The following is a 23198-nucleotide window of genomic DNA, read 5'->3' on the forward strand; positions in this document are numbered from 1 at the left end:
GTCCGGACCTTCATGACGGGACCCTCTTGGAGAGCCTTCATCACCGGCCCTCGCCGGAGGCGACCTCGCCCGCCTCGGGGGCGACGCTCGCCGGCAGGGCCTGCCCCGCCACCAGCGCCTCGATGGCCTCGCAGGCACGGCGACTGGCATCACGCTGCAGGCCGGCATGGATCGCGGCGAAACGCTCCTCCAGCGCCATCCGGCCTGCGTCATCATCGAGTATCTCGCCGAGCCGGGCGGCGATGGCCTCCGGACTCGCCGCCTCCTGGATCAGCTCCGGCACCAGGGTCTCCCTGGCGATCAGGTTGGGCAACGAGATCCACTCGGTCCTGACCAGCCGTTTCGCCAGCCAGTGGGTCGCCGGTGCCATGCGATAGGCCACCAGCATGGCGCGGTGGCAGAGCATCGCCTCCAGGGCCGCGGTGCCGGAGGCGAGCAGCACCGCATCGCTTGCCACCATGGCCTCTCGCGACCGCCCGTCGAGCAGGATGACTCGCCCCTGCAGTGCCGGATGGGCCTCCAGCAATGTCTCGAGTTCGTCCCGGCGCGCCGGGGTGGCAGCGGGGATCACCACTTTCAGCGCGGGACGCTCCCGGCAGAGGCGCTCGACGGCATCGAGGAAGGCCCCTCCCAGGAAGCGGATCTCATTGGCTCGCGAGCCCGGCAGCACGGCCAGCAGTGGAGCAGTCTCTCCTTCTTGATGCCCCGCCAACCCGAGCTCTCGCCTGGCCGCCTCACGGTCATTTTCCAGTGGCAGCTCATCGGCCAAGGGATGGCCGACGAAGGCCACGGGGACTCGGTGGCGAGCATAGAAGGCGGCCTCGAAGGGCAGGAAGGTGAGCATGGCATCGACGGCTCGACTGATGCCCTTGACGCGCCCCTGCCGCCAGGCCCAGACAGAGGGGCTGACGTAGTGAGCGGTGGTAAGGCCGGCCTCGCGCAGCTGCCGCTCGAGGCCCAGGTTGAAGTCCGGGGCATCGATGCCGACCATGATGTCCGGCTGCCAGGCCAGGGCATCGCGCCTGAGTGCGCGGCGCACCCTCACCAGCCCTGGCAGGTGCTTGAGGACCTCCACGAGGCCCATCACCGAGAGAGTCTCGAGGGGAAAGCGACTGTCGATGCCCTCCGCGATCATGCGCGGGCCGCCGATGCCGCGGAAGTCGATGTCCGGATGGCGCGCCTTGAGTGCACGCATCAGGCCGGCTCCCAGCAGGTCCCCCGAGAGCTCGCCGGCGACGAGATAGACGCGACGGATCGTCATGACCGCGCTCCACTCAGCGGATGATGCCGCGGGTCGAGACCTCGATGGAGGCGGCGAAGGCCTCGGTCTCGGGCAGCGCGAAGCGCGCACGAATCTGGCCCAGCGCCTGCTCCGTGGTCAGACCCTGGCGGTAGACCAGCTTGTAGCTCTCGCTCAGGGCCCGGATGGCCTCCTTCGAGAAGCCGCGGCGCTTGAGCCCCACCAGGTTGAGGCCGTGGACCTGTGCCGGGTTGCCGTTGATCATCACACAGGCCGGGGTATCCTTGGTGATGATCGAGCCACCACCCGCCATGGCGTGGTCACCGAAGTGGCAGAATTGGTGGATCGCCGAGAGGCCGCCGATGATCACGAAATCCCCCATCTTCACGTGACCGGCGAGCGTCACCTGGTTGGCGAGGATGCAGTCGTCGCCGATCACGCAGTCATGGCCCACGTGCACGTAGGCCATGAAGAGGTTGCGCGACCCGATGGAAGTCTCGCCACGGTCCTGGACGGTGCCGCGATGCAGGGTGGCGCCTTCGCGGATGACATTGTCGTCGCCCATCACCAGGCGAGTCGGCTCGCCGGCATACTTCTTGTCCTGACAATCCTCACCCACCGAGGCGAACTGGAAGATGCGGGTGCGCGCGCCCAGCACGGTGGGCCCCTTGATCACGACATGGGGGCCGATCCGGCTGCCGGCCCCGATCTCGACATCGGGCCCGACCACCGTGAAGGGGCCGACCTCGACATCATCGGCCAGCCGCGCCGCGGGATCGATGAGGGCGGTGGGGTGTATCAAGCGACCTTCCTCTCGGCACAGGTGATATCGGCCTCGCAGGCCAGCTCGCCGCCGACGGTGGCCCGACAGGCGAACTTCCAGATGCCTCTCTTGGTTCGCTCGACCCTGGCCTCCAGCACCAGCTGGTCGCCGGGCATCACCGGTCGCTTGAAGCGCACGTTGTCGCTGGCGACGAGGTAGTAGACATAGCCGTCAGCGGGCAACTTGTTGACGGTCTTGAAGCCGAGTATGCCACAGGCCTGGGCCAGGGCCTCGACCACCAGCACGCCGGGCATGATCGGATGGTGCGGGAAGTGGCCGTTGAAGAAGGGCTCGTTGATGCTGACATTCTTGTAGGCAACGATGGATTCCCCCAGCGTGATCTCCGTGACCCGATCCACCAGCAGGAAGGGGTAGCGGTGGGGCAGATATTCACGAATCTCGTTGATGTCCATTACCATCGTAGCGACCTCTGAAATGACAGAATACCCTTCCCTCGGAGGGGCAAGGCCGGCACTCTGGCGCCGGCGAAGACAGGCAGTGGATTATACCGCTCTGTGATGGGGCCTCAACCGCTGCGACCGGCCTTCTCGAGCCGTAACAGTCGCCGGGCGATGTCATCGAGCTGCTTGAAGCGCACCGCATTGCGACGCCACTGGGCGTTGTCCATGGCGCCGGTGCCCGACGAGTAGATGCCGGGTTCGAGGATCGAATTGGTTACCAGGCTCATGCCGGTGACCTGCACCCCATCGGTGATGGTCAGGTGACCGGAGAGACCGACGCCGCCCCCCAGCATGCAGTGCTTGCCCACCCGGGTAGAGCCGGCGATGCCCACGCAGCCTGCCAGGGCACTGTGGTCACCGATCTGCACGTTGTGGGCGATCTGCACCTGACTGTCGATCTTGACGTCATCGCCGATAACGGTGTCGCCGAGGGCACCGCGATCGATGCTCGAGCAGCTGCCCACCTCGACGTCATCGCCCAGCACCACGCCACCCAGCTGGGCTATCTTGTGCCAGCGCCCGCCATCATGGGCGAAGCCGAAACCATCACCGCCGATTACGCAGCCGCTGTGCAGGATGGCCCGGTGACCGATCACCACCCCATGGCAGACGGTGACATTGGCATGCAGGCGCGATCCGGGGCCGATGCGAGAATCCGCACCCACCACGCAGCCCGGGCCGACGACCACCTCGTCACCCAGCTCGACCCCGGCCTCGACCACCGCCTGGGGGCCGATGGCCACGTTATCGCCGAGGCGAACGTCATCGGCGACCACCGCCGTGGGATGAATGCCGGCCGGGGTGCGCCCGGCCAGGGGGTCGAAGAGGAGTGAGAGCTCGGCATAGCCCAGGTAAGGATTATCCAGCTCCAGGCATGCCACCGGGCAGGACCCCCCATGCTCCGGGGCCAGCAGCACCGCTGCAGCCCGCGTCTCCGGCAGATCCTTGAGGTAGGCTCGGTTGGCGAGGAAGGCTACCTGATCCGGCTCGGCATCCCGCAGCGTGGCCAGGCCGCTTACCCGCCGCTCGCCGTCACCCTTCAGGCGAGCTCCCAGGCGCTCGGCGATCTCGGCCAGTGTCAGGATTCGGGCGTCTTGGTTCATGGAGACTCGCTGTCGTAGGGGCGGACGGCCGGCTTAGTAGAGGCTATTGAGGATCTCGGTGACTTCCGCGGTCAGGTTCTGCAGGTCCTCCTCGGCATGCAGCACCCCCTCCGGGTCCACCAGCACCTCGACGCCATGCCGATCGATGACCTGCTGTACCGCCTGGTCCAGCCGCGGTTCTGCCTCCTGGAGGAACGCCTGCTCGGCCTGCTGTCGTGCCTGGCCGATCTCCCGACGCAGCTGCTCGAAGCGCTGACCCTTACGCTGAAACTCCTGGAGGATGGTGCGCCGATCGGTCTCGGTCATGCTCTCGCCCGGCTGCTGAAGGCGCTGCTGCATCCGCTGGAGTTCCTCGCCCAGGGCCTCGGCCTCCCGCTGCTGGCCGACGAGCCGGTTGCGCAGCTGGTTCATGGAACGCTGGGCGGCGTCGGTCTCCATCAGCGCGGCACGCCAGTCTAGCACGGCCACCTCGGCGGCCTGGGCCGGCAGGGTGACGACGGCCAGAAGACCGAGACAAAGGGCGGCGAACAGCGTGCGCATGCTAGGGGACTCCTCGAGGAAGGACCGGATCAGAAGGTCTGACCCAGCGAGAACTGGAAGAACTGGGTGTCGTCACCCTCCTTGTCGTTGAGCGGCTCGGCGACGCTGAAGGTCAGCGGGCCCACCGGCGTCAGCCAGGAGAGCCCGATCCCCGCGCTGTAGCGCAGCTCGCCCAGGTCCACCCCGGATTCACACTGCTGGCGGTCGGCATCATCCTCGAGCACCGGATAGCAAGAGGTGAGGAAGGTGTTGCCGGCATCCAGAAACAGCGAGGCCTGGAGGGAGCGCTGGTCCTCGACGAAGGGCATCGGGAAGAGTACCTCGGCGCTGCCCTCCACCAGAATATTGCCGCCCAGGGTGCGATCCTCGCCGCCCGCCTCTCTCTGGGACGTGGTGGGCGTGCCCAGGGTGTTGCCAGTGAAGCCGCGCACCGAGCCAAGACCGCCGGAGAAGAAGTTCTCGTAGAACGGATAGGGGTCGTTGCCGACGGTGTCGGCATAGCCCAGCTCGCCGCTGAACTTCAGGCCCCAGGTCTGCTCCTCGTTGAACGGGAATAACTGGCGGGCTCGAGCCCGCAGCTTGTAGTACTCGGCATCACTGCCCGGCACCGCAGTTTCCAGCGACAGGCGCTGATAATTACCGGCGGTTGGCATGATGCCGCGGTTGAGGTTGTTGCGGGTCCAGCTGGCGGTCAGCTTCAGGCTCTGGGCGTCGCTCCCCTGCTCATCGACATAACGCTGGATCTCGGAGGCGGTGTCACGATAGGTCTCGATGGACAGGTCCTCGACACTGGCCCCGAAGTTCATCCGGGTCAGCTCGTTGACCGGGTAGCCGAAGTTGATGCCTCCACCGTAGGCGTCGGTGGAGTAGGTCGAGATGTCGGAATCCTCGTAGTCGGTCTCGCGGTAGAAGAGGTTGTAGCCGCGGGAGATGCCGTCCAGGGTCCAGTAGGGATCGGTGAAGCCGAAGTTGAGGCTGGTGAAGGTGTCGCTGCGCTGGGCGCCGACGTTGACCCGGTTCCCCGTGCCCAGGAAGTTGTTCTGGGACAGCGAGGCACCATAGATGACCCCGGCGCTCTGGGAGAAGCCGATGCTGGCGGAGATCGAGCCCGAAGGCTGCTCCTCCACCGTGTAGGTGACATCGAGCTTGTCGGGCTGGCCGGCCACGGGACGCGTCTCCACGTCGACCTGCTTGAAGAAGCCCAGGCGCTCCAGGCGCTGGCGCGAGCGGCTGATCGACTCGGTGGAGGCCGGTGCCCCCTCCATCTGGATCATCTCGCGCCGCAGCACCTCGTCCTGGGTGGTGGTGTTGCCGGTAAACTCGATGCGTCGCACATAGGCGCGCCGGCCGGGCTCGACCCGGAAGGTCAGGTCCACGGTATCGCCTGACGTGGCGACCTCGGGAATGCCGTCGACATTGGCGAAGGCGAAGCCCTCGGCGCCGAGTCGCGAGCGCAGTGCTTCCGATGAGGCGGTGACGTCGCTGCGCGAGAAGATCTCGCCACTCTCCACTTCCAGCAGCTGACGGGCCTCGCGCTCGGCGATCCTCAGATCACCGGAGAAACGGATGTCCCCGAGGCGATACTGGTTGCCCTCGTCGATGTTCACGGTGACGAAGATCCGAGACTTGTCAGGGCTGATCGAGACCTGTGAAGACTCGATGTTGAAGTTCACGTAGCCGCGATCCAGATAGAAGGAGCGCAGCCTTTCCAGGTCGCCGGCCAGCGCCTCACGGGAATACTCATCGCTCGAGAACCAGCCGAAGAACCAGCCCGGGGTGTCCTCGAGCTCGAAGACTTCCTTAAGATCCTCGTCGTCGAAATCACGGTTGCCGACGATGTTAATCTGACGAATCTTGGCGACCGCCCCTTCGTCTATGTCGATGTTGACCTGAACCTGGCCCGCGCCCACTTCCTCGACGGAGGTGTCGATGCGCGCACTGTAGCGACCCTGGGCCTGGTAGACGCCTTCCAGTTCACGCTGGATCTCCTCGAGAGTGGAGAGCTGCAGGACCTGCCCCTCGTCCAGGCCGGCCTGCTTGAGGCCGTCGCGCAGGTCCTCGTCGGGGATCTGGCTGTTGCCCTCGATGTCGAGTCGCGCGATGGTCGGCCGCTCGACCACCTGGATGATCAGCACGTCACCCTCACGGGCCAGGCTGACGTCCTCGAAAAGGCCCGTGGCGAAGAGCTCACGGGCCGCCTCGGCCAGGTCTCGCTCATCGACCCGGTCGCGAGCACTGACAGGGAAGGCATTGAAAACGGAGGCGGGAGAGACCCGCTGAAGTCCCTCAACCCTTATGTCGGAAACGTCGAAAGATTCCGCCAGTGCCGCCTGGGCACCAGCGAGCAGGAATGCCGCCAATCCGATGGTCTTGATATTCATGCAGTCGATTCGCTCGCGTTGATCTGCCGTCCTGTCCAGACTGGCACCATATACATTTGTACTGGCCACTGACAAGCCGACGCCCGGCTACCAGAGCCGCATCAGGTCGAAATAGAGGGCCATCAGCATCAGGGTGCCGACGAGGGCCAGGCCGATGCGCAAGCCCACCGCCTGGGCCTGTTCGGATACCGGGCGGCCCCGGACCACCTCCACCAGGTAATAAAGCAGGTGGCCGCCATCGAGCACCGGGATCGGCAGCAGGTTCAGCACCCCCAGGCTGATCGAGAGGTAGGCCAGGAAGCTGACGAAGCTCTCGAGGCCACTGCGCGCGGAATCGCCTGCAATCCGGGCGATGGTGATGGGGCCGGAGAGGTTGCTCGGCGAAATCAGCCCCACCACCATCTTGCGAATGGCCCCCAGGGTCAGCACCGTCATCTCACCGGTCCGCGACAATGACTGCCCGACGGCGGCCAGGGGACCGTAGCGGATCTCACGGCGATATTCGTCGGGCCAGGAGACGGCTTCGACGCCGACGCCGATGTAGCCGACGGTCACGCCCGCCTCCAGTTCGTTGCGACGGGGCATGAGAGGGAATGAGCGCCGTTCGCCGTCACGCAGCACCGCGACCTCGAGGAGCTCACCGGGACTGGCGCGGATGTGGTCGACGAAGGCCGACCAGTCCGCCACCGGCTCGCCATCTATCGCCACCACCTCGTCACCGGCCTGCAGGCCTGCCTCGGCGGCGGCCTCGCCCTCGACCACCTGGCCCAGCACCGCAGGGATCTCGGGCCGCCAGGGGGCCACCCCCAGGGTCGTCAGCGGACGCGGTGGATCCTGGCGCACCAGCCACTCCTCCACCGGCAGTCGATAGGTCTGCGGGACAGCGGTGACATCGTCGCGCGCCTCCACCTCGAGCTCACCACTGGCGCCGATGGCCGCCACCAGCTTGAGATTGATATCGTCCCAGGAGCGAACTGCCGCGCCCTGCACCGCGGTGATCTCCTGTCCCGCCGCGAGACCGCCGCGGCTGGCCGGAGAATCCGGCGCCACGCTACCGATCACCGGTGCCACCGTGGTGGTGCCTGCCACGAACAGCGCCCAGTAGGCGACAATGGCCAGCAGGAAGTTGGCCAGGGGCCCGGCGGAGACGACGGCGATGCGCTGCCAGACCGTCTTGTTGTTGAAGGCAAGGTGCCGTTCGGAAGGGTCGACGGGGCCCTCGCGCTCGTCGAGCATCTTGACGTAGCCCCCCAGCGGGATGGCAGCCACCGCGAACTCTGTGCCGTGGCGATCCCGGCACGACCACAGCGGCTTGCCGAAGCCCACCGAGAAGCGCAGCACCTTCACGCCACAGCGCCGTGCCACCCAGAAGTGGCCGAACTCGTGGAAGGTGATCAACAGGCCGAGCACCACGATGACGGCCAACACGTTCTGGATCAGGCCCACGACAGTCTCCTTGCAGTCAACAGCATCGAAGCGCGAGCGTCATTGCCGCGCCAACCCGGCAAGCGCCTCTTGCCGGGCGAGGGAATCGGCGTCGAGGATGGTCTCGAGATCCCCGGCGGACTCGACCGGGCGCGCATCGAGCACCCTAGCCACCAGGTCGCCGATGCCGGTGAAACCGAGGCGGCCGGCGAGAAACGCATCCACTGCCACCTCGTTGGCGGCATTGAGTACCGCCGGTGCCGTTCCCCCCGCCGCCATGGCCTCACGGGCCAGACGCAGGCAGGGAAAGGCGGGCTCGTCGGCGGGCTCGAAGTCGAGCCGTGCGATCTGGAAGAGGTCCAGTGGCTCAACCCCGGCCTCGATGCGCTCCGGCCAGGACAGCCCATAGGCGATGGGAGTGCGCATGTCCGGGTTGCCCAACTGCGCAATCACCGAACCATCGCTGTAGGCCGCCATCGAGTGGATCACGCTCTGCGGATGCACCACCACCTGAATCTGGTCGGGGCGGGCATCGAAGAGCCAGCACGCCTCGATCAGCTCGAGCCCCTTGTTCATCAGGGTGGCGCTATCCACCGAGATCTTTCGCCCCATGGACCAGTTGGGATGGGCACAGGCCTGGTCGGGGGTCACGGCAGCGAGGTCGGCATGCGTCCAGCCGCGGAAGGGGCCACCGGAGGCGGTCAGCAGCAGCTGTGTCACCCCGTGTTGCGCCAGGCCGCCGCGATGCTCGACGGGTAGACACTGATAGATGGCATTATGTTCGGAATCGATAGGCAGCAGGGTGGCGTCATGGCGTGCCACCGCGTCCATGAACAGCGCCCCGGACATCACCAGGGCCTCCTTGTTGGCCAGTAATATCCGCTTGCCGGCGCGCACGGCGGCGAGCGTCGGCAGCAGGCCGGCGGCACCGACGATGGCCGCCATCACGGTGTCCACCTCGGCGGCCTCGGCCACCTCGACGAGGGCCTCGGTCCCGGCGCGAACTTCGGTCGCGAGCCCCGCCTCGGCGAGGCGCTCGCGCAGCCAGGCGGCATCGCCCTCACCGTCGAGCACGGCCACCGCCGGCCGGTGGACCCGGCACTGGGCCAACAGCGCCTCCCGGGAGCGATGGGCGGTCAACGCATGCACCCGGTAGCGAGTCGGGTGAAGGGCGAGCACCTCCAGGGTACTGGTGCCGATGGAGCCGGTCGCGCCCAGCACGGTCACGTGACGAAGGGTCACAGCAGGCCCCCGTGCAGCAGGGCGAACAGCGGGACTGCGGCCGTCAGGCTGTCGACCCGGTCGAGTACCCCGCCATGGCCCGGCAGCAGCCGGCTGGAATCCTTGATGCCACGGTGGCGCTTGAGCATGCTTTCCAGCAGATCCCCCAGCACCGAGGCCAGGGTCACCACCAGGGTCGCCGCCAGCAGCGCGAGGCCCCCGGCGAGACCGAGTTCCAGCCAGGTCGCGAAGACGACCGCCAGCACGGCGGTGACGGCGAGGCCACCGGCGACGCCCTCCCACGTCTTGCCGGGGCTGACACTGGGAGCCAGCTTGTGTCGGCCGAGGGCTCGGCCGACGAAGTAGGCGCCGATATCGGCTCCCCACACCAGCAGCAGCACGAAGAGCAACCAGGCGGCACCGCTGTCATGCAGGACGTTGAAACCCACCCAGGTCGGCAGCAGTACCCAGAGCCCCATGGCCAGGCGCATGGTGGTCGACTGCCACTGCTCGAGGCGTTCGGGATAACCGGTCACCCAGTAGAGGTTGGCCAGCCAGCCCAGCGCTCCCAGCCATAGCGGCCAGGCGGCCCAGGCGACGCCGGTGGACCAGCACAGCGCCATCAGCAAGGCCAGGCCGGCCACCGGCAGCAGACGACGGGCCGGAGAGGCGATACCGGCGAGGTTGGCCCACTCCCAGGCCCCCAGCAGCACGATGGCCGCGGTGAACAGTCCGAAGCCCGTGCCCTGAAGGCCGAACAGGCCGAACAGGGCCAGGGGCGCCAGCCAGGCCGCGGTGATGATTCGTTGTCTCAGCACGTTGCTAACCACCCTGCTGCGCCTCGAGCTGTTCGTCGGTCATGCCGAAGCGACGCTGACGACCCTGAAAGTCGGACAGGGCGCGGTCGAAGGCCTCGCCGTCGAAGTCGGGCCACAGCACTGGCGTGAAATGGAGCTCGGCATAGGCCATCTGCCAGAGCAGGAAGTTGGAGATCCGCTGCTCGCCGCTGGTACGGATGCAAAAGTCCACCGGCGCATCACCGGACAGGCTGACCTCCTCGTCCATGGACTGCTCGTCGATCGACTCGGGGTCGAGCTGGCCTGCGGCGACCCGCTCTGCCAGCCGGCGAGCGGCACCGGCGATGTCCCAGCGACCACCGTAGTTCGCCGCGATCACCAGGTGAAGGCCCGTGTTATCCCGGGTCAGCGCCTCGGCGCTGTCGATGTGCTTCTGGATCGAGGATGAGAAGCCGCTGCGGTCACCGATCACCGAGAGTCGAATGCCGTGCCGGTGCAGCTTCTTCACTTCGCGCTGGAGCGCCATGAGGAAGAGTTCCATCAGGGCATTGACCTCGCTGGCGGGACGCTTCCAGTTCTCGCTGGAGAAGGCGAACAGCGTGAGGGTCTCGATGCCGCGTTCAGCGGCGCGACGGATCACGGCACGCACCGCCTCGACGCCGGCATGATGGCCGCGGATGCCGGAGAGGCCGCGAGCCTTCGCCCAGCGATTGTTGCCGTCCATGATGATGGCGACATGGCGCGGCAGCGGGGCCTCGGCGAAAGTGGGCCCGTGATCGGGGGGTGCCGCGGGACGGGGAGACTGCGGTGACGTCATGATGTCTCGCATGGCGGGGTAAGAGCATGAAGGCCGACGAGCCACGGGCCGAGTGCCCGCGACTCATCGAGGGACGATCCGGCGGCACCGCTTGCCGGTGCCGCCCGCCGTCCTCAGACCTGCATCAGGTCATGTTCCTTGGACTCCAGCGCCTTGTCGATCTCGGCGACGATGCTGTCGGTAAGCTTCTGGATGGCATCCTCGGCCCCGTGCTGCTCATCCTCGGTGATCTCCTTCTCCTTGAGCAGAGACTTGAAATCGCCGTTGGCATCGCGGCGCACGTTGCGCACCGCCACACGGGCATGCTCGGCTTCCTGACGGGCCTGCTTGATGTACCCCTTGCGGGTCTCCTCGGTGAGCATCGGCATCGGCACGCGGATCACGTTGCCGGCGCTCGCCGGGTTGAGCCCCAGATCGGAGGTCATGATGGCCTTCTCGATCTTGGGAACCATCTGTTGCTCCCAGGGCACCACGGCCAGGGTCCGGGCATCCTCGACATTGATCGAGGCCACCTGGTTGAGCGGCACCTGTCCACCGTAGTACTCGACGGTCACCGCATCCAGAATACTGGGGTGCGCCCGGCCGGTGCGGATCTTGTTGAAATTGGAGTGAAGGCCCTCAAGGCTCTTCTTCATGCGGCTTTCCGCATCCTTCTTGATGTCGTCAATCACTGTCTCACCCTCTGTCAATCAGCGTGCCTTCCTTGCCGCCCACCACCAGGTTCAGCAGGGCGCCAGGCTTGTTCATGTTGAAGACCCGCACCGGCATGTCATGGTCACGCACCAGGCAGATGGCGGTCAAATCCATCACCCCGAGCTTCTGTTCAAGCGCATCATCATAGGACAGCTGCTCGTACTTGACCGCATCGGCGTGCTTGACCGGATCCTTGTCGTAGACCCCATCCACCTTGGTGGCCTTGACCACCACGTCGGCATCGATCTCGATGCCGCGCAGGCAGGCCGCGGAATCGGTGGTGAAGAACGGGTTTCCCGTGCCGGCCGAGAACAGTACCACGTCGCCGGACGTCAGGTAGCGTATGGCGGTACGGCGGTCGTAATGTTCCACCACGCCGCTCATGGGAATCGCCGACATCACCCGCGAACGGATGTTGGAGCGCTCCAGGGCGTCGCGCATGGCCAGGGCGTTCATCACCGTGGCCAGCATGCCCATGTGATCACCGGTGACCCGGTCCATGCCCGCCTCGTGCAGGGCCGCACCGCGGAACAGGTTGCCGCCACCGACCACGATACCGACCTGGACGCCGATACCCACCAACTGGCCGATCTCCAGCGCCAGGCGATCCAGCACCTTGGGATCGATGCCGAACTCGGCATCTCCGGTCAGGGCCTCACCGGAGAGCTTGAGCAGGATGCGCTTGTACTTGGATACCTCGGTGCGAGACTTCTCGGGCTTGCTGGGGGCAGGTTGGGCGGCACTGGTCATGGGGTGTCTCCGGGATTCTCGACGCATGGGACCTGATGGGTGGCCGGATGCACCGGCCGGACACGCGAAGGCGTGCGCTCGCGCGCACGCCTTCTTCACACTGGAACTTGAGACCTCAGCTGCGCTTGGCCTGTTCCATCACTTCCTTGGCGAAGTCGACCTCTTCCTTCTCGATGCCCTCGCCCACCTCGAAGCGGGTGAAGCCGATCACCTCGCCGCCGGCGGCCTTGACGAACTCGGCCACGGACTGGTCGGGGTTCTTGACGAAGGGCTGCTCGGTCAGGCTGTTCTCGGCCAGGTACTTCTTCAGGCGGCCCTGGACCATCTTCTCGGCGATCTGCTCCGGCTTGCCGGCCATGTCCGGCTGGGCCAGGATGATCGCCTTCTCGGCGTCCAGCTGCTCCTGGGGCATATCCTCGGGAAGCGCCACGGCCGGGTTAATGGCGGCGACGTGCATCGCGACGTCCTTGGCCGCCTGGGCATTGCCGCCCTTCAGGGTGGTCAGCACGCCGATGCGGCCACCGTGGACGTACTCGCCCACCAGATTGCCCTCGCCGGCCTCGACGACGACGCAGCGACGCACGCCGATGTTCTCGCCGATCTTCTGCACCAGTTGCTCGCGAGCGGTCTCGAGGTCGCCTTCCATCACGGCGGCCACGTCCTCGCTCTTGGCGCTGAAGAAGGCGTCGGCGATCTTGTCGGTGAATGCCTTGAAGTTGTCGTCACGTGCGACGAAGTCGGTCTCGGAGTTGATCTCGACCATCACGCCGTAACTGCCGTCCTCGGCCACACGGGTGACCACGGCGCCTTCGGCGGCGGTGCGGCCGGCCTTCTTGGCGGCCTTGAGGCCGGAATTCTTGCGCAGGTTCTCGATGGCCTGCTCAATGTCACCATCGGTCTCGGTGAGTGCCTTCTTGCACTCCATCATGCCGAGCCCGGTACGCTCGCGCAGTTCCTTGACCTGGGAGGCGCTGATAGCTGCCATGGTAGTGTCCTCTGAAATGGTTCGACCTGGATAAAACGCGGAAAAAAGAGAGAAAAGGGGGCCTGGGCCCCCTTTCGCCTGTCCGGCGAGCCGCCACCTGGGTGGCGGCATACGGGCCGGCCCAGGCGGGCCGACGATCACTCGGCGGCGGCGTCGTCCTGGGTCTCTTCGGCTGCGGCTTCGGCCTCGGTGACCTCGACGAACTCGTCGGGACGACCTTCCTTCGCACGGGCGCAGGCGTCGGCGACGGACCTGACGTAAATCTGGATGGCGCGGATGGAGTCATCGTTGCCCGGGATGACGTAATCGACGCCATCGGGATCGGAGTTGGTGTCCACCACACCGATGACCGGGATGCCCAGCTTGTTCGCCTCGTTGATGGCGATGCGCTCGTGATCGACGTCGATCACGAAGAGGGCATCGGGCAGGCCGCCCATTTCCTTGATACCACCCACGGACCGCTCGAGCTTGTCCTGCTCGCGGGTCGCCATCAGCACTTCCTTCTTGGTCAGCTTCTCGAAGGTGCCGTCCTCGTGCATGGCCTCGAGTTCGCGCAGGCGCTTGATGGAAACGCGGATGGTCTTGTAGTTGGTCAGCATGCCGCCGAGCCAGCGGTGGTTGACGAACGGCTGACCGACGCGGTTCGCCTCTTCCTTGATGATCTTGCTCGCGCTGCGCTTGGTGCCGACGAACATGATCTTGTTGTTGGACGCTGCCATCTTCTCGACCACATCGATGGCCTCATTGAGGGCCGGCAGAGTGTGCTCGAGGTTGATGATGTGGATCTTGTTACGGGCGCCGAAGATGTACTTGCTCATCTTCGGATTCCAGTACTTGGTCTGGTGACCGAAGTGAGCACCTGCCTTCAGCAGGTCACGCATATTGACGTGTGCCATGGATGACTCCTGGAAAATCGGGTTAGGCCTCCACGCACCCCATGGATCCGACCGCCGGGGTGAACCGACAGCACCCGGGACCATGTGACGGTGCATGTGTGTTTTCAAGGCATTGCATTGATTGACGCGCCTTCCCGAGCCTCGCCGAGATGCCGAATGATCGACGGGGCTCCGCGATTGCAGGAAAGCGCGCAGCTTTATACCATAGATGGCTTCAGAGATGAAGTCGCCCGTTGCCTGCCCCTGCCGATGTCCGGGCACCACTACCCCTGATTCGAGATTCCATGAACGTAACCATCAAGACGCCCGACGAGATCGAGAAGATGCGCGAGGCGGGCCGCCAGGCCGCCAGCGTGTTCGAGATGATCATCCCGCATGTGAAGGCCGGCGTGAGCACCGGCGAGCTGGATCGGCTCTGCCACGCCTACATCGTCGACGAACTGGGCTCCACTCCCGCGCCGCTGGACTACCACGGCTTCCCCAAGTCGATCTGTACCTCGATCAACCACGTGGTCTGCCACGGCATCCCGGATGACGCCAAGAAGCTCAAGAAGGGCGACATCATGAACATCGACATCACCGTGAAGACCGCCGACGGTTATCACGGCGACACCAGCATGATGTTCATCATCGGCGAGAGCATCCAGGGGGAGCGCCTCTGCCGGGTCACCCAGGAGTGCCTCTACCACAGCATCGCGCTGGTCCGTCCGGGCGTGCACCTGTCCGAACTGGCCCGGGCCATCCAGTCCCACGCCGAGGCCAACGGCTACTCGGTGGTGCGTGACTTCTGCGGCCACGGCATCGGCGCGGGGTTTCACGAGGACCCCCAGATCCTGCACTACGACGGCTATGCCCCCGAGGCCGACATCGCTCTGGAGGAAGGCATGTGCTTCACCATCGAGCCAATGATCAACGTCGGGGACTATCGTACCAAGGTGCTGCGCGACGGCTGGACGGCCGTGACCAAGGACAAGGGCCTCACCGCCCAGTGGGAGCACACGCTGCTGGTCACCGCGACGGGGGTGGAGGTGCTCACCGCCCGCCACGGCGAAGACCTTTCCTTCCTCGACCACTGAGTCGACGCCATGCTGCTGCACCATTATCGCTTCGTCCCCGACGACAGTCTCTTCGATGTCGAGGCCTTCCGGGCCGAGCTCACCGGCGACCGCTCCCCCATCGCCCCCTTCAAGTCGGCACTGCGCGGCATCCAGGCCCGCCTCGACGAACGCTTCCGCGCCGGCGCCGATATCCGCGATCTGGTGCACGGCCGAGCCTGGTGCCTGGACCGTCTGCTGGCCATCGCCTGGGAGCAGCACGACTGGCCCGATGACGGTGTGGCACTGCTCGCCGTGGGGGGCTATGGCCGCGGCGAGTTGCACCCCCATTCCGACGTCGACCTGCTGTTGCTGCTCGAGCATGAGGATGATGCCCCCTACCGGGAGCCGCTGACCGCCTTCATCACCTTTCTGTGGGACATCGGCCTGGAGATCGGCCACAGCGTGCGTTCGCTCGCCGACTGCGAACGCGAGGCCGACGCCGACGTGACGGTGATCACCAACCTGCTCGAGACTCGCACCCTGGCAGGCCCCGAGAAGCTGCGCGAGGCGATGCACGCTCGACTCGCCACCGACCGGCTGTGGCCGGCGGACCGCTTCTTCGAGGCCAAGTGGCAGGAGCAGATCAGCCGCCACTACCGCTACAACAACTCCGAGTACCACCTCGAGCCCAACATCAAGAGCTCGCCCGGCGGACTGCGCGACATCCAGATGATCGGCTGGGTGGCCAAGCGCCATTTCGGCACTCAACGTTACGAGGATCTGGTCGCCGGCGGCTTCATGAACGACGCCGAACTGCGCATCCTCAGCCAGGGCCAGGCCTTTCTCTGGCAGGTACGCTATGCCCTGCACACCCTCACCGACCGGCCCGAGGACCGACTGCTGTTCGACCATCAGCGCACCATCGCCGAGCTGTTCGGCTTCCGCGACACCCCAGAGCGACTGGCCGTCGAGCAGTTCATGAAGCGCTACTACCGCCATGTCACGGCACTGGCCGGGCTGAACGACATGCTGCTGCAGCACTTCGACGAGGCCATCCTGCATGCTGGCCAGGCGCTCCCCACGGTGACGCTCAATGAGCGCTTCGAGATCAAGGGGGGCTACATCCAGGCCCGCTCACGCAACGTCTTCCACAGGCGTCCCTCGGCGCTGCTCGAGCTCTTCCTACTGATGGCCGAGCACCCGGAGATCGAAGGGGTGCGCGCCGCCACCATCCGCCTGATCCGTGACAACCGCCACCAGATCGACGACCTCTATCGCGACGACCTCCGCCACCAGAGCCTGTTCATGGCCCTGCTGCGCTCCGGCGGAAACGTCGCCCGCCAGCTGCGACGCATGAACCGTTACGGCCTGCTCGGCAAGTACCTGCCCGAGTTCGGCCAGGCCGTGGGGTTGATGCAGCACGACCTCTTCCATATCTACACCGTGGACGCCCACACCCTGCGACTGCTCAAGTGCATCCACGGCTTTCGCAAGCCCGAGGCCCGGGAGGAGTTCCCGGTGGCCGCCAACCTGATCCACCAGCTGCCCAAACTGGAGCTTCTCTGGATCGCCGGGCTCTACCACGATATCGGCAAGGGCCGCGGAGGGGACCATTCGACCCTGGGCGCCCGGGATGCCGAGCAGTTCTGCGAGCGCCACGGGCTCTCAAGCCGCGACACCCGCCTGGTCAGCTGGCTGGTGGAACATCACCTGATGATGTCCATGGTGGCCCAGAAGCGTGACATCTCCGACCCGGACGTGATCGCCGAGTTCGCCCGCCTGGTGGGCGACGAGACCCGCCTCGACTACCTCTACGTGCTGACGGTGGCCGACATCAATGCTACCAACCCGACCCTGTGGAACGGCTGGCGAGCCTCGTTGCTGCGCCAGCTGCACGGTGAGACCAAGCGGGCCCTGCGCCGCGGTCTGGAGAACCCGCTGGAACGCAACGACTGGGTGCAGGAGACTCGCAGCGAGGCCCACTCGCTGCTGGCCACGGTGGGCGCCGACATGACGCGGGTCGACCAGCTCTGGGAGTCACTGGGAGAGGACTTCTTCCTGCAGTACGCGCCCAGCGAGATCGCCTGGCAGACTCAGGGCATACTCGATCACGGAGACAGTCAGCAGCCGCTGATCCTGATCAACGCCCCCACCAACGACATGGCCGAGGGCGGCACCAAGGTCTTCATCCACACCCGCTCCGTGGACGACCTCTTCGCCGCCACCGCCGCCGCTATGGACCAGTTGGGGCTGTCGATCCACGATGCCCGCATCGCCACGTCCAGCAACGACTGGACGCTGAACACCTTCATCGTGCTGGACGATCATGGTCAGGCGATCCGCGAGCGCGACCGCATCGAGACGATCCGCCGCCACCTGGTGGAGGAGCTCGACGACCCGGACGACTACCCGCAGATCGTCACCCGGCACACGCCGCGCCAGCTCAAGCACTTCCGTGTGCCCACCGAGGTCAGCATCGAGCAGGACCCGGCCAATGACCGCACCCTGCTCGAGCTCGTCGCTCCCGACCGCCCCGGCCTGCTGGCCCGGGTGGGGCGCATCTTCATGGAGCAGGACATCGCGCTGTCGGCGGCCAAGATCGCCACCCTCGGCGAGCGGGTCGAGGACGTCTTCTTCATCACCGACAAGGCCGGCGCACCGCTCACCGATCCGGGGCGCCAGCAGCAGCTGCGCGAGCGCCTCATCGAGGTCCTGTCCGTCCCCGAGTGAGGCTCCGGGACGCCCGGCGTTTGAGGCCACACCGGGGGTTCCCTATAATCTACGCCCTCCCTGCCCTCGTGCCTCACCCCGCACGAGGGTCATAACGGATAACGACGCCGCCATGAACCCCGATCTCGACGCCCTCAAGCCCTACCCCTTCGAGAAGCTCACGGCCCTCAAGGCCGGCGTGACGCCGCCCGCAGGGCTATCGCCCATCCCGCTGACCATCGGCGAGCCACAGCATGCGCCCTACGCCGCCGCGCTCGAGACGCTCCATGCCCACCAGCAGGCCTTCGCCCGCTACCCGGCCACGGCCGGCATCCCCGAGTTGCGCCGCGCCATCACCGACTGGGCGACCCTGCGCTTCGGGCTGGCGGGCCTCGACGCCGAGCACCAGGTGCTGCCGGTGAACGGCACCCGGGAGGCACTCTTCGCCTTCGTGCAGGCGGCACTGGACCGCACTCGCCCCGCCCGGGTGGCCATGCCCAATCCTTTCTACCAGATCTACGAGGGGGCGACCCTGCTCGCCGGCGGCCAGCCGCTCTATCTGGACTGCGGCGCAGAGACAGACTTCCGCCCGGATCTTGATGCGGTGCCGGCCGAGACCTGGCGCGACGTCCAGTTGGTGTTCCTCTGCTCGCCGGGCAACCCGACCGGTGCGGTGACGCCGCTGGCGGAATTCGAACGGCTGATCGAGCTCGCCGACGAGCATGACTTCATCATCGCCTCGGACGAGTGCTACTCCGAGCTCTATCTCGACGAGGCAACACCACCCCCGGGGCTCCTCGAGGCCTGTGCGCGCCTGGGTCGCCACGACTACCGGCGCTGCCTGGTGTTCCACTCGCTTTCCAAACGCTCCAATCTGCCGGGACTTCGTTCGGGCTTCGTGGCCGGTGACGCCAGCCTGATCGCGCCCTTCAAGCGCTTTCGAACCTATCACGGCTGCGCCATGTCGCTGCCGCTGCAGCACGCCTCGATCACCGCCTGGAGCGATGAGGCCCACGTGCGGGCCAACCGCGACGCCTACCGCGAGAAGTTCGCCGTGGTCACCGAGATCCTCGCCCCGGTGCTGGACTTCCCCACCCCCGAGGCGAGCTTCTACCTGTGGCCGGCGGTGCCCGGCGGTGATGATGAGGCCTTCACCCGTGCCCTCTACGCCGAGGAGAACGTCGGCGTGCTGCCAGGCAGCTACATGGGACGCCCGGGACGCCATGGCGTGAATCCCGGCGCCGGGCGCCTGCGCCTGGCCCTGGTGGCCGAGGTGGAGGCCACCGCCGAGGCCGCGCGCCGGATCCGCCGCTTCATCGAGAGGAGTCCCCGATGCTGACGCTCTACGTGATCAAGAACTGCGACACTTGCCGCCGTGCCCGCAAGGCCCTGGAGGGTAAGGGCACTCCCTACCAGGTCCATGACCTGCGCGAGGATGGCCTCTCGGCACCGCTGCTGGAACACATCCTGCACCGGGTGCCGATCATGGAGGCGCTCAACAAGCGCAGCACCACCTGGCGACAGCTGAGTGATGCCGACAAGGCAGACCTCGATGCCAACACGGCCCGCGAGCTACTGCTCTCGCACCCCACCCTGCTCAAGCGACCGCTGCTCGACACCGGCGGCGAGATCCGCGTCGGCTACCGCGACGGCGACTACGACTCACTCTAGGGGCTAAGGCCCCTCCCCCACGCTTTCAAAGGACACCTTCCCATGCTGAGCTTTGCACTCGGAATCGGCACCCAGAACACCCAGGGCGACTGGCTGGAGATCTACTATCCGGCGCCGCTGCTCGACCCGGATGAGAGCCTGGTGGCCGCCGCCGCCAAGGTGCTCGACGCCCCCGACGGCAATGCCGCGGTCAGCTTCCTGCCCGAGCACTGCGGCGAACTGGCCGCTGCGCTCAAGGCCGCCGGCCACCCGGAACAGGCCGAGCTGGCAGACGCCCTGGCGGCCAGCCAGCGGCCGCTGGTGGCGATATTCCTCGACGTGGACACCCCGCCCCAGAGCGCCCCGGAGGTCTACCTCAAGCTGCACCTGCTGTCCCATCGCCTGGTCAAGCCCCACGGCCTGGACCTCACCGGCATGTTCGGCCTGCTGCGCAACATCGCCTGGTCCAGCGAGGGGGCAATCGACATCGAGGAGCTCCCGGCCCGCCGCCTCAAGGCCCGCCTGGAGGGTCGCCCGCTCTCCGTGGACTGCGTCGACAAGTTCCCCAAGATGACCGACTACGTGGTGCCCAGTGGCGTACGCATCGGCGACACCGCCCGGGTGCGCCTGGGGGCCTACCTCGGCGAGGGCACCACGGTGATGCACGAGGGCTTCGTCAACTTCAACGCCGGCACCGAGGGGCCGGGCATGATCGAGGGTCGCATCTCCGCCGGCGTGATGGTCGGCAAGGGCTCGGACCTCGGCGGCGGCTGCTCCACCATGGGCACCCTCTCCGGAGGCGGCAACATCGTCATCAAGGTCGGCGAGGGCTGCCTGATCGGCGCCAATGCCGGTATCGGCATCCCGCTGGGGGATCGCTGCACCGTGGAGGCCGGCCTCTACATCACCGCCGGGGCCAAGGTCACCGTGCTCGACGACCAGGGCCAGGTCGCCGACACTGTGGCCGCCCGCGACCTCGCCGGCCAGGACGACCTGCTGCTGCGTCGCAACTCCCAGAACGGGCGCATCGAGTGCCTCACCAACAAGAGCGCCATCGCACTGAACGAGGCGTTGCATGCCAACAACTGAGGCGCAAGGGCTCTCGCCGACCCTGGCGCTCGCCTTCGAGCTGATCCGCCGCCCCTCGGTAACGCCGGATGACCTGGGCTGCCAGGCGCTGATGATCGAGCGCCTGGAGGCGCTCGGCTTCCATGTCGAGCGCCTGCCCTTCGGGGACGTGGAGAACTTCTGGGCGACCCGTGGCCACCATGGCCCGCTGCTGGCCTTCGCGGGCCACACCGACGTGGTCCCCAGCGGCCCTCACACCCGCTGGGACTTCCCACCCTTCGAGCCCTGCATCGATGACGAGGGCATGCTGAGGGGGCGCGGTGCCGCCGACATGAAGGGCAGCCTGGCGGCGATGATCACCGCGGTGGAGCGCTTCGTGTCGGCTCATCCGGACCACCACGGGCGAATCGGCTTCCTGATCACCTCCGATGAGGAGGGCCCGGCCATCGACGGCACCCGCGCCGTGGTCGAGCACCTGCGCGAGACCCACGACCGCCTCGACTACTGCATCGTCGGCGAGCCCTCCTCCACCGACCGTCTCGGCGACGTGATCAAGAACGGCCGGCGTGGCTCCCTGGGCGGCGTGCTGCACGTCCGGGGGGTCCAGGGGCATGTGGCCTACCCCCACCTGGCGCGCAACCCAATCCACCAGGCGATGCCAGCACTCGACGCCCTGGCCCGTGAGCACTGGGACGCCGGCAACGCCTTCTTTCCCGCCACCAGCTTCCAGATCTCCAACCTCCGCTCGGGCACCGGTGCCACCAATGTCATCCCCGGCGATGTGGAGGTGGTGTTCAACTTCCGCTTCTCCACCGAGGTGACCCACGAGCAGCTCAAGGTTCGCACCGAGGCGATGCTCGATGCCCATGGCCTGCACTACCAGCTGGACTGGACGCTCAACGGCGAACCCTTCCTGACCGCCGAAGGGGAACTGGTGGAGGCCGCGGTGGCCGGCGTGGAGGATGCCATGGGGTATCAACCGACACTCTCCACCTCGGGGGGCACCTCCGACGGACGCTTCATCGCCACCCTTGGCAGCCAGGTGGTCGAGCTCGGCCCCTGCAATGCCACCATCCACCAGGTCAACGAGCGGGTGCTGGCCGCCGATCTCGACGACCTCAGCCGGGTCTACGAGGCGGTCCTCGCCAGGCTGTTCGTCGACGGCACGACACGACCCTGAGGCGCCCATGGAATCCTATCCCGATATCGAGATCTATCTGGCCCGCGGCGACATCGAGCGCCTGGATGCCTGGCTGCACCAGGCCATCGGGGCCGAACCACTGGCGCCCGCCGGCAAGCGGCAGTGGCGCACCCGCGGACGGCGGGGCGAGGCGGAGGTGCCGGTGCTGCTGATGGAGAAGGCCGCCGACGGCTTCGCCAGCCTGTGGCTCGACAGCCCGCATACGCCTTGGGCCACAGACACGGAGTGCGCCCGGGAGGCCGCCCCGCGCCTGGGCTGCGAGGTCCGCTGCTCGCTGGGAGGCTGGCAGCCTGGAGACGACCCGGACCGCTTCCTGCAGGTACTGCCCGATGGCACCGAGCAGGCCATCGACTGGCCCGATTCCGGGCAGTGAGGCCCAGAAACGACATCGCCCCGCCGAAGCGGGGCGATGCGTCTAAAGGCTTGCATCCAGAGGTGTTTCCAAGCCAGAAGCTGCCGAGCGATGGCCCAGGCGCTTCGACTCAGGTAATCACCGTGACGTCGTCGGCTTGCAGCCCCCGCTCGTTCTGGATGATGTGGTAGCGCACCTTCTGGCCCTCGGCCAGGGTACGATGCCCACGCCCGCGGATGGCACGGAAGTGCACGAAGACATCCTCGCCATCGTCCCGGGTGATGAAGCCGTAGCCCTTGTTGACGTTGAACCACTTGACCTCGCCGATCTCGCGATCGTCGTCCTCGACCTCGGCCAGGTTGACCAGCTGCGGCGTCAGCGCATTGACCGACAGGGTGGCGATCAGCAGCAGCAGGAAGACCGCCACCACGGCGGCGAAATAGACCACGGCCACGCCGCCGACCTCGAGGCTGGTAAACAGCTCACGGGACAGCAGGCCGCCGGTGAGGTAGACGAACAGGGCAATCAGCAACGGGGCCGGCGCGGCCAGCAACAGACTGATGAGACTGCAACGAAACACGACCTTTCTATTCATGGACCTGTAAAACTCTCTGATAGTGGTGAAAGGAAGAAAGGGACCATCATGCATGAGGGTGTCACGTTGAATGGTGACACGCAGCGCAAGGATTCTATCATGAGCGATGAGACGACGCCTGAGGAACTGGCACGCCGCCAGGAGGCCCTGGAAAGCCGGATCGCCTACCAGGAGCACTGGCTCGACACTCTGGACGCGGCCATTGCCGACCAGGAAAAACGCATGACACGGCTCGAGCGGATCAATGCGCTGATGCAGGAGCGGCTGCGCGACCAGCGACAGGCGCTGCAGGACAGCGACACGGCGACTCCTCGCCCCAAGGACGAACTGCCGCCGCACTATTAACTGCCGCCGCACCATGAGTAGTTAGCCCAGTGACAGATAGCCCAGGGACGGGTTCACAGTGCCTCCTCCATGGGCCGGCACCCCGGGGCCTGTCGCCGAATACGCCGCA

23 protein-coding genes are annotated in these 23198 nt (G+C 66.4%); 8 read left to right on the plus strand and 15 right to left on the minus strand.

The window, feature by feature from the left end; all coding sequences use genetic code 11:
- Positions 1 to 40: 40 nt before the first annotated feature.
- From lpxB to rpsB, 14 genes are all read right to left on the minus strand, one after another.
- Positions 41 to 1261 carry a lipid-A-disaccharide synthase gene (lpxB, locus tag ABE960_RS13610; RefSeq protein WP_349762842.1) on the minus strand — a complete coding sequence of 407 codons (1221 nt, stop codon included), beginning with the start codon at positions 1259 to 1261 and terminating at the stop codon, positions 41 to 43.
- A 13-nt stretch (positions 1262 to 1274) separates the two neighbouring features.
- Complete coding sequence (lpxA, locus tag ABE960_RS13615) at positions 1275 to 2042, minus strand: acyl-ACP--UDP-N-acetylglucosamine O-acyltransferase (RefSeq protein WP_349762843.1); 768 nt, start codon at positions 2040 to 2042, stop codon at positions 1275 to 1277.
- Positions 2039 to 2482, minus strand: coding sequence for a 3-hydroxyacyl-ACP dehydratase FabZ (fabZ, locus tag ABE960_RS13620; protein ID WP_349762844.1), 444 nt, complete (start codon positions 2480 to 2482; stop codon positions 2039 to 2041). Before fabZ ends, lpxA begins: the two co-directional genes overlap by 4 nt.
- Before the next feature lie 107 nt (positions 2483 to 2589).
- Positions 2590 to 3627, minus strand: coding sequence for a UDP-3-O-(3-hydroxymyristoyl)glucosamine N-acyltransferase (lpxD, locus tag ABE960_RS13625; RefSeq protein WP_349762845.1), 1038 nt, complete (start codon positions 3625 to 3627; stop codon positions 2590 to 2592).
- 33 nt (positions 3628 to 3660) lie between these two features.
- A complete protein-coding gene (locus ABE960_RS13630; RefSeq protein WP_349762846.1) occupies positions 3661 to 4167 on the minus strand; it encodes an OmpH/Skp family outer membrane protein in 507 nt (168 codons plus the stop codon).
- Between the two features lie 29 nt (positions 4168 to 4196).
- Positions 4197 to 6548, minus strand: coding sequence for an outer membrane protein assembly factor BamA (gene bamA, locus ABE960_RS13635; RefSeq protein ID WP_349762847.1), 2352 nt, complete (start codon positions 6546 to 6548; stop codon positions 4197 to 4199).
- A gap of 87 nt (positions 6549 to 6635) precedes the next feature.
- Positions 6636 to 7994, minus strand: coding sequence for an RIP metalloprotease RseP (gene rseP, locus ABE960_RS13640; RefSeq protein WP_349762848.1), 1359 nt, complete (start codon positions 7992 to 7994; stop codon positions 6636 to 6638).
- Positions 7995 to 8033: 39 nt separating this feature from the next.
- The gene (ispC, locus tag ABE960_RS13645; protein ID WP_349762850.1) at positions 8034 to 9215 is read right to left on the minus strand and encodes a 1-deoxy-D-xylulose-5-phosphate reductoisomerase; all 1182 of its coding nucleotides are present in this window, start codon (positions 9213 to 9215) and stop codon (positions 8034 to 8036) included.
- Positions 9212 to 10012, minus strand: a complete 801-nt coding sequence (locus tag ABE960_RS13650) for a phosphatidate cytidylyltransferase (RefSeq protein ID WP_349762852.1) — start codon at positions 10010 to 10012, stop codon at positions 9212 to 9214. The genes ispC and ABE960_RS13650 overlap by 4 nt, the downstream gene beginning before the upstream one ends.
- A 4-nt stretch (positions 10013 to 10016) precedes the next feature.
- Entirely contained in the window at positions 10017 to 10808 is a 792-nt protein-coding gene (uppS, locus tag ABE960_RS13655) for a polyprenyl diphosphate synthase (protein WP_349762853.1), read from the minus strand.
- A gap of 113 nt (positions 10809 to 10921) precedes the next feature.
- A complete protein-coding gene (gene frr, locus ABE960_RS13660; RefSeq protein ID WP_349762854.1) occupies positions 10922 to 11479 on the minus strand; it encodes a ribosome recycling factor in 558 nt (185 codons plus the stop codon).
- Between the two features lie 4 nt (positions 11480 to 11483).
- A complete protein-coding gene (pyrH, locus tag ABE960_RS13665; protein ID WP_349762855.1) occupies positions 11484 to 12251 on the minus strand; it encodes a UMP kinase in 768 nt (255 codons plus the stop codon).
- A gap of 115 nt (positions 12252 to 12366) precedes the next feature.
- Positions 12367 to 13236: a translation elongation factor Ts gene (tsf, locus tag ABE960_RS13670; RefSeq protein ID WP_349762856.1), complete on the minus strand. Its 870-nt coding sequence runs from the start codon at positions 13234 to 13236 to the stop codon at positions 12367 to 12369.
- A 137-nt stretch (positions 13237 to 13373) separates the two neighbouring features.
- Positions 13374 to 14132 (minus strand): 30S ribosomal protein S2, encoded by a 759-nt coding sequence (rpsB, locus tag ABE960_RS13675; RefSeq protein WP_349762857.1) that lies wholly within the window; start codon positions 14130 to 14132, stop codon positions 13374 to 13376.
- Between the two features lie 284 nt (positions 14133 to 14416).
- On the opposite strand from rpsB, the gene map reads away from it, so the two are divergent.
- The 7 genes from map to ABE960_RS13710 all read left to right on the plus strand — a co-directional run bounded on the left by map (position 14417) and on the right by ABE960_RS13710 (position 22170).
- Positions 14417 to 15208, plus strand: coding sequence for a type I methionyl aminopeptidase (gene map / locus ABE960_RS13680; protein ID WP_349762858.1), 792 nt, complete (start codon positions 14417 to 14419; stop codon positions 15206 to 15208).
- Between the two features lie 9 nt (positions 15209 to 15217).
- Positions 15218 to 17899 (plus strand): [protein-PII] uridylyltransferase, encoded by a 2682-nt coding sequence (locus tag ABE960_RS13685; RefSeq protein ID WP_349762859.1) that lies wholly within the window; start codon positions 15218 to 15220, stop codon positions 17897 to 17899.
- Positions 17900 to 18011: 112 nt separating this feature from the next.
- Positions 18012 to 19217, plus strand: coding sequence for a succinyldiaminopimelate transaminase (gene dapC, locus ABE960_RS13690; RefSeq protein ID WP_349762860.1), 1206 nt, complete (start codon positions 18012 to 18014; stop codon positions 19215 to 19217).
- The gene (locus tag ABE960_RS13695) at positions 19211 to 19549 is read left to right on the plus strand and encodes a Spx/MgsR family RNA polymerase-binding regulatory protein (protein WP_349762861.1); all 339 of its coding nucleotides are present in this window, start codon (positions 19211 to 19213) and stop codon (positions 19547 to 19549) included. The genes dapC and ABE960_RS13695 overlap by 7 nt, the downstream gene beginning before the upstream one ends.
- A 42-nt stretch (positions 19550 to 19591) precedes the next feature.
- Positions 19592 to 20617: a 2,3,4,5-tetrahydropyridine-2,6-dicarboxylate N-succinyltransferase gene (dapD, locus tag ABE960_RS13700; RefSeq protein ID WP_349762862.1), complete on the plus strand. Its 1026-nt coding sequence runs from the start codon at positions 19592 to 19594 to the stop codon at positions 20615 to 20617.
- The gene (gene dapE / locus ABE960_RS13705; RefSeq protein ID WP_349762863.1) at positions 20604 to 21776 is read left to right on the plus strand and encodes a succinyl-diaminopimelate desuccinylase; all 1173 of its coding nucleotides are present in this window, start codon (positions 20604 to 20606) and stop codon (positions 21774 to 21776) included. The genes dapD and dapE overlap by 14 nt, the downstream gene beginning before the upstream one ends.
- Before the next feature lie 7 nt (positions 21777 to 21783).
- Positions 21784 to 22170 carry a hypothetical protein gene (locus ABE960_RS13710; protein WP_349762864.1) on the plus strand — a complete coding sequence of 129 codons (387 nt, stop codon included), beginning with the start codon at positions 21784 to 21786 and terminating at the stop codon, positions 22168 to 22170.
- 109 nt (positions 22171 to 22279) lie between these two features.
- Here the strand turns inward: ABE960_RS13710 and ABE960_RS13715 are convergent, their stop codons facing one another.
- The gene (locus tag ABE960_RS13715; protein WP_349762865.1) at positions 22280 to 22744 is read right to left on the minus strand and encodes a cold-shock protein; all 465 of its coding nucleotides are present in this window, start codon (positions 22742 to 22744) and stop codon (positions 22280 to 22282) included.
- 99 nt (positions 22745 to 22843) lie between these two features.
- Here ABE960_RS13715 and ABE960_RS13720 point away from each other — a divergent pair, with 99 nt between their 5' ends.
- Positions 22844 to 23089, plus strand: coding sequence for a SlyX family protein (locus tag ABE960_RS13720; protein WP_349762866.1), 246 nt, complete (start codon positions 22844 to 22846; stop codon positions 23087 to 23089).
- Positions 23090 to 23198: the final 109 nt, after the last annotated feature.

The organism is Halomonas aquatica (assembly GCF_040196335.1).
In the GTDB taxonomy this organism is placed as follows: domain Bacteria; phylum Pseudomonadota; class Gammaproteobacteria; order Pseudomonadales; family Halomonadaceae; genus Halomonas; species Halomonas aquatica.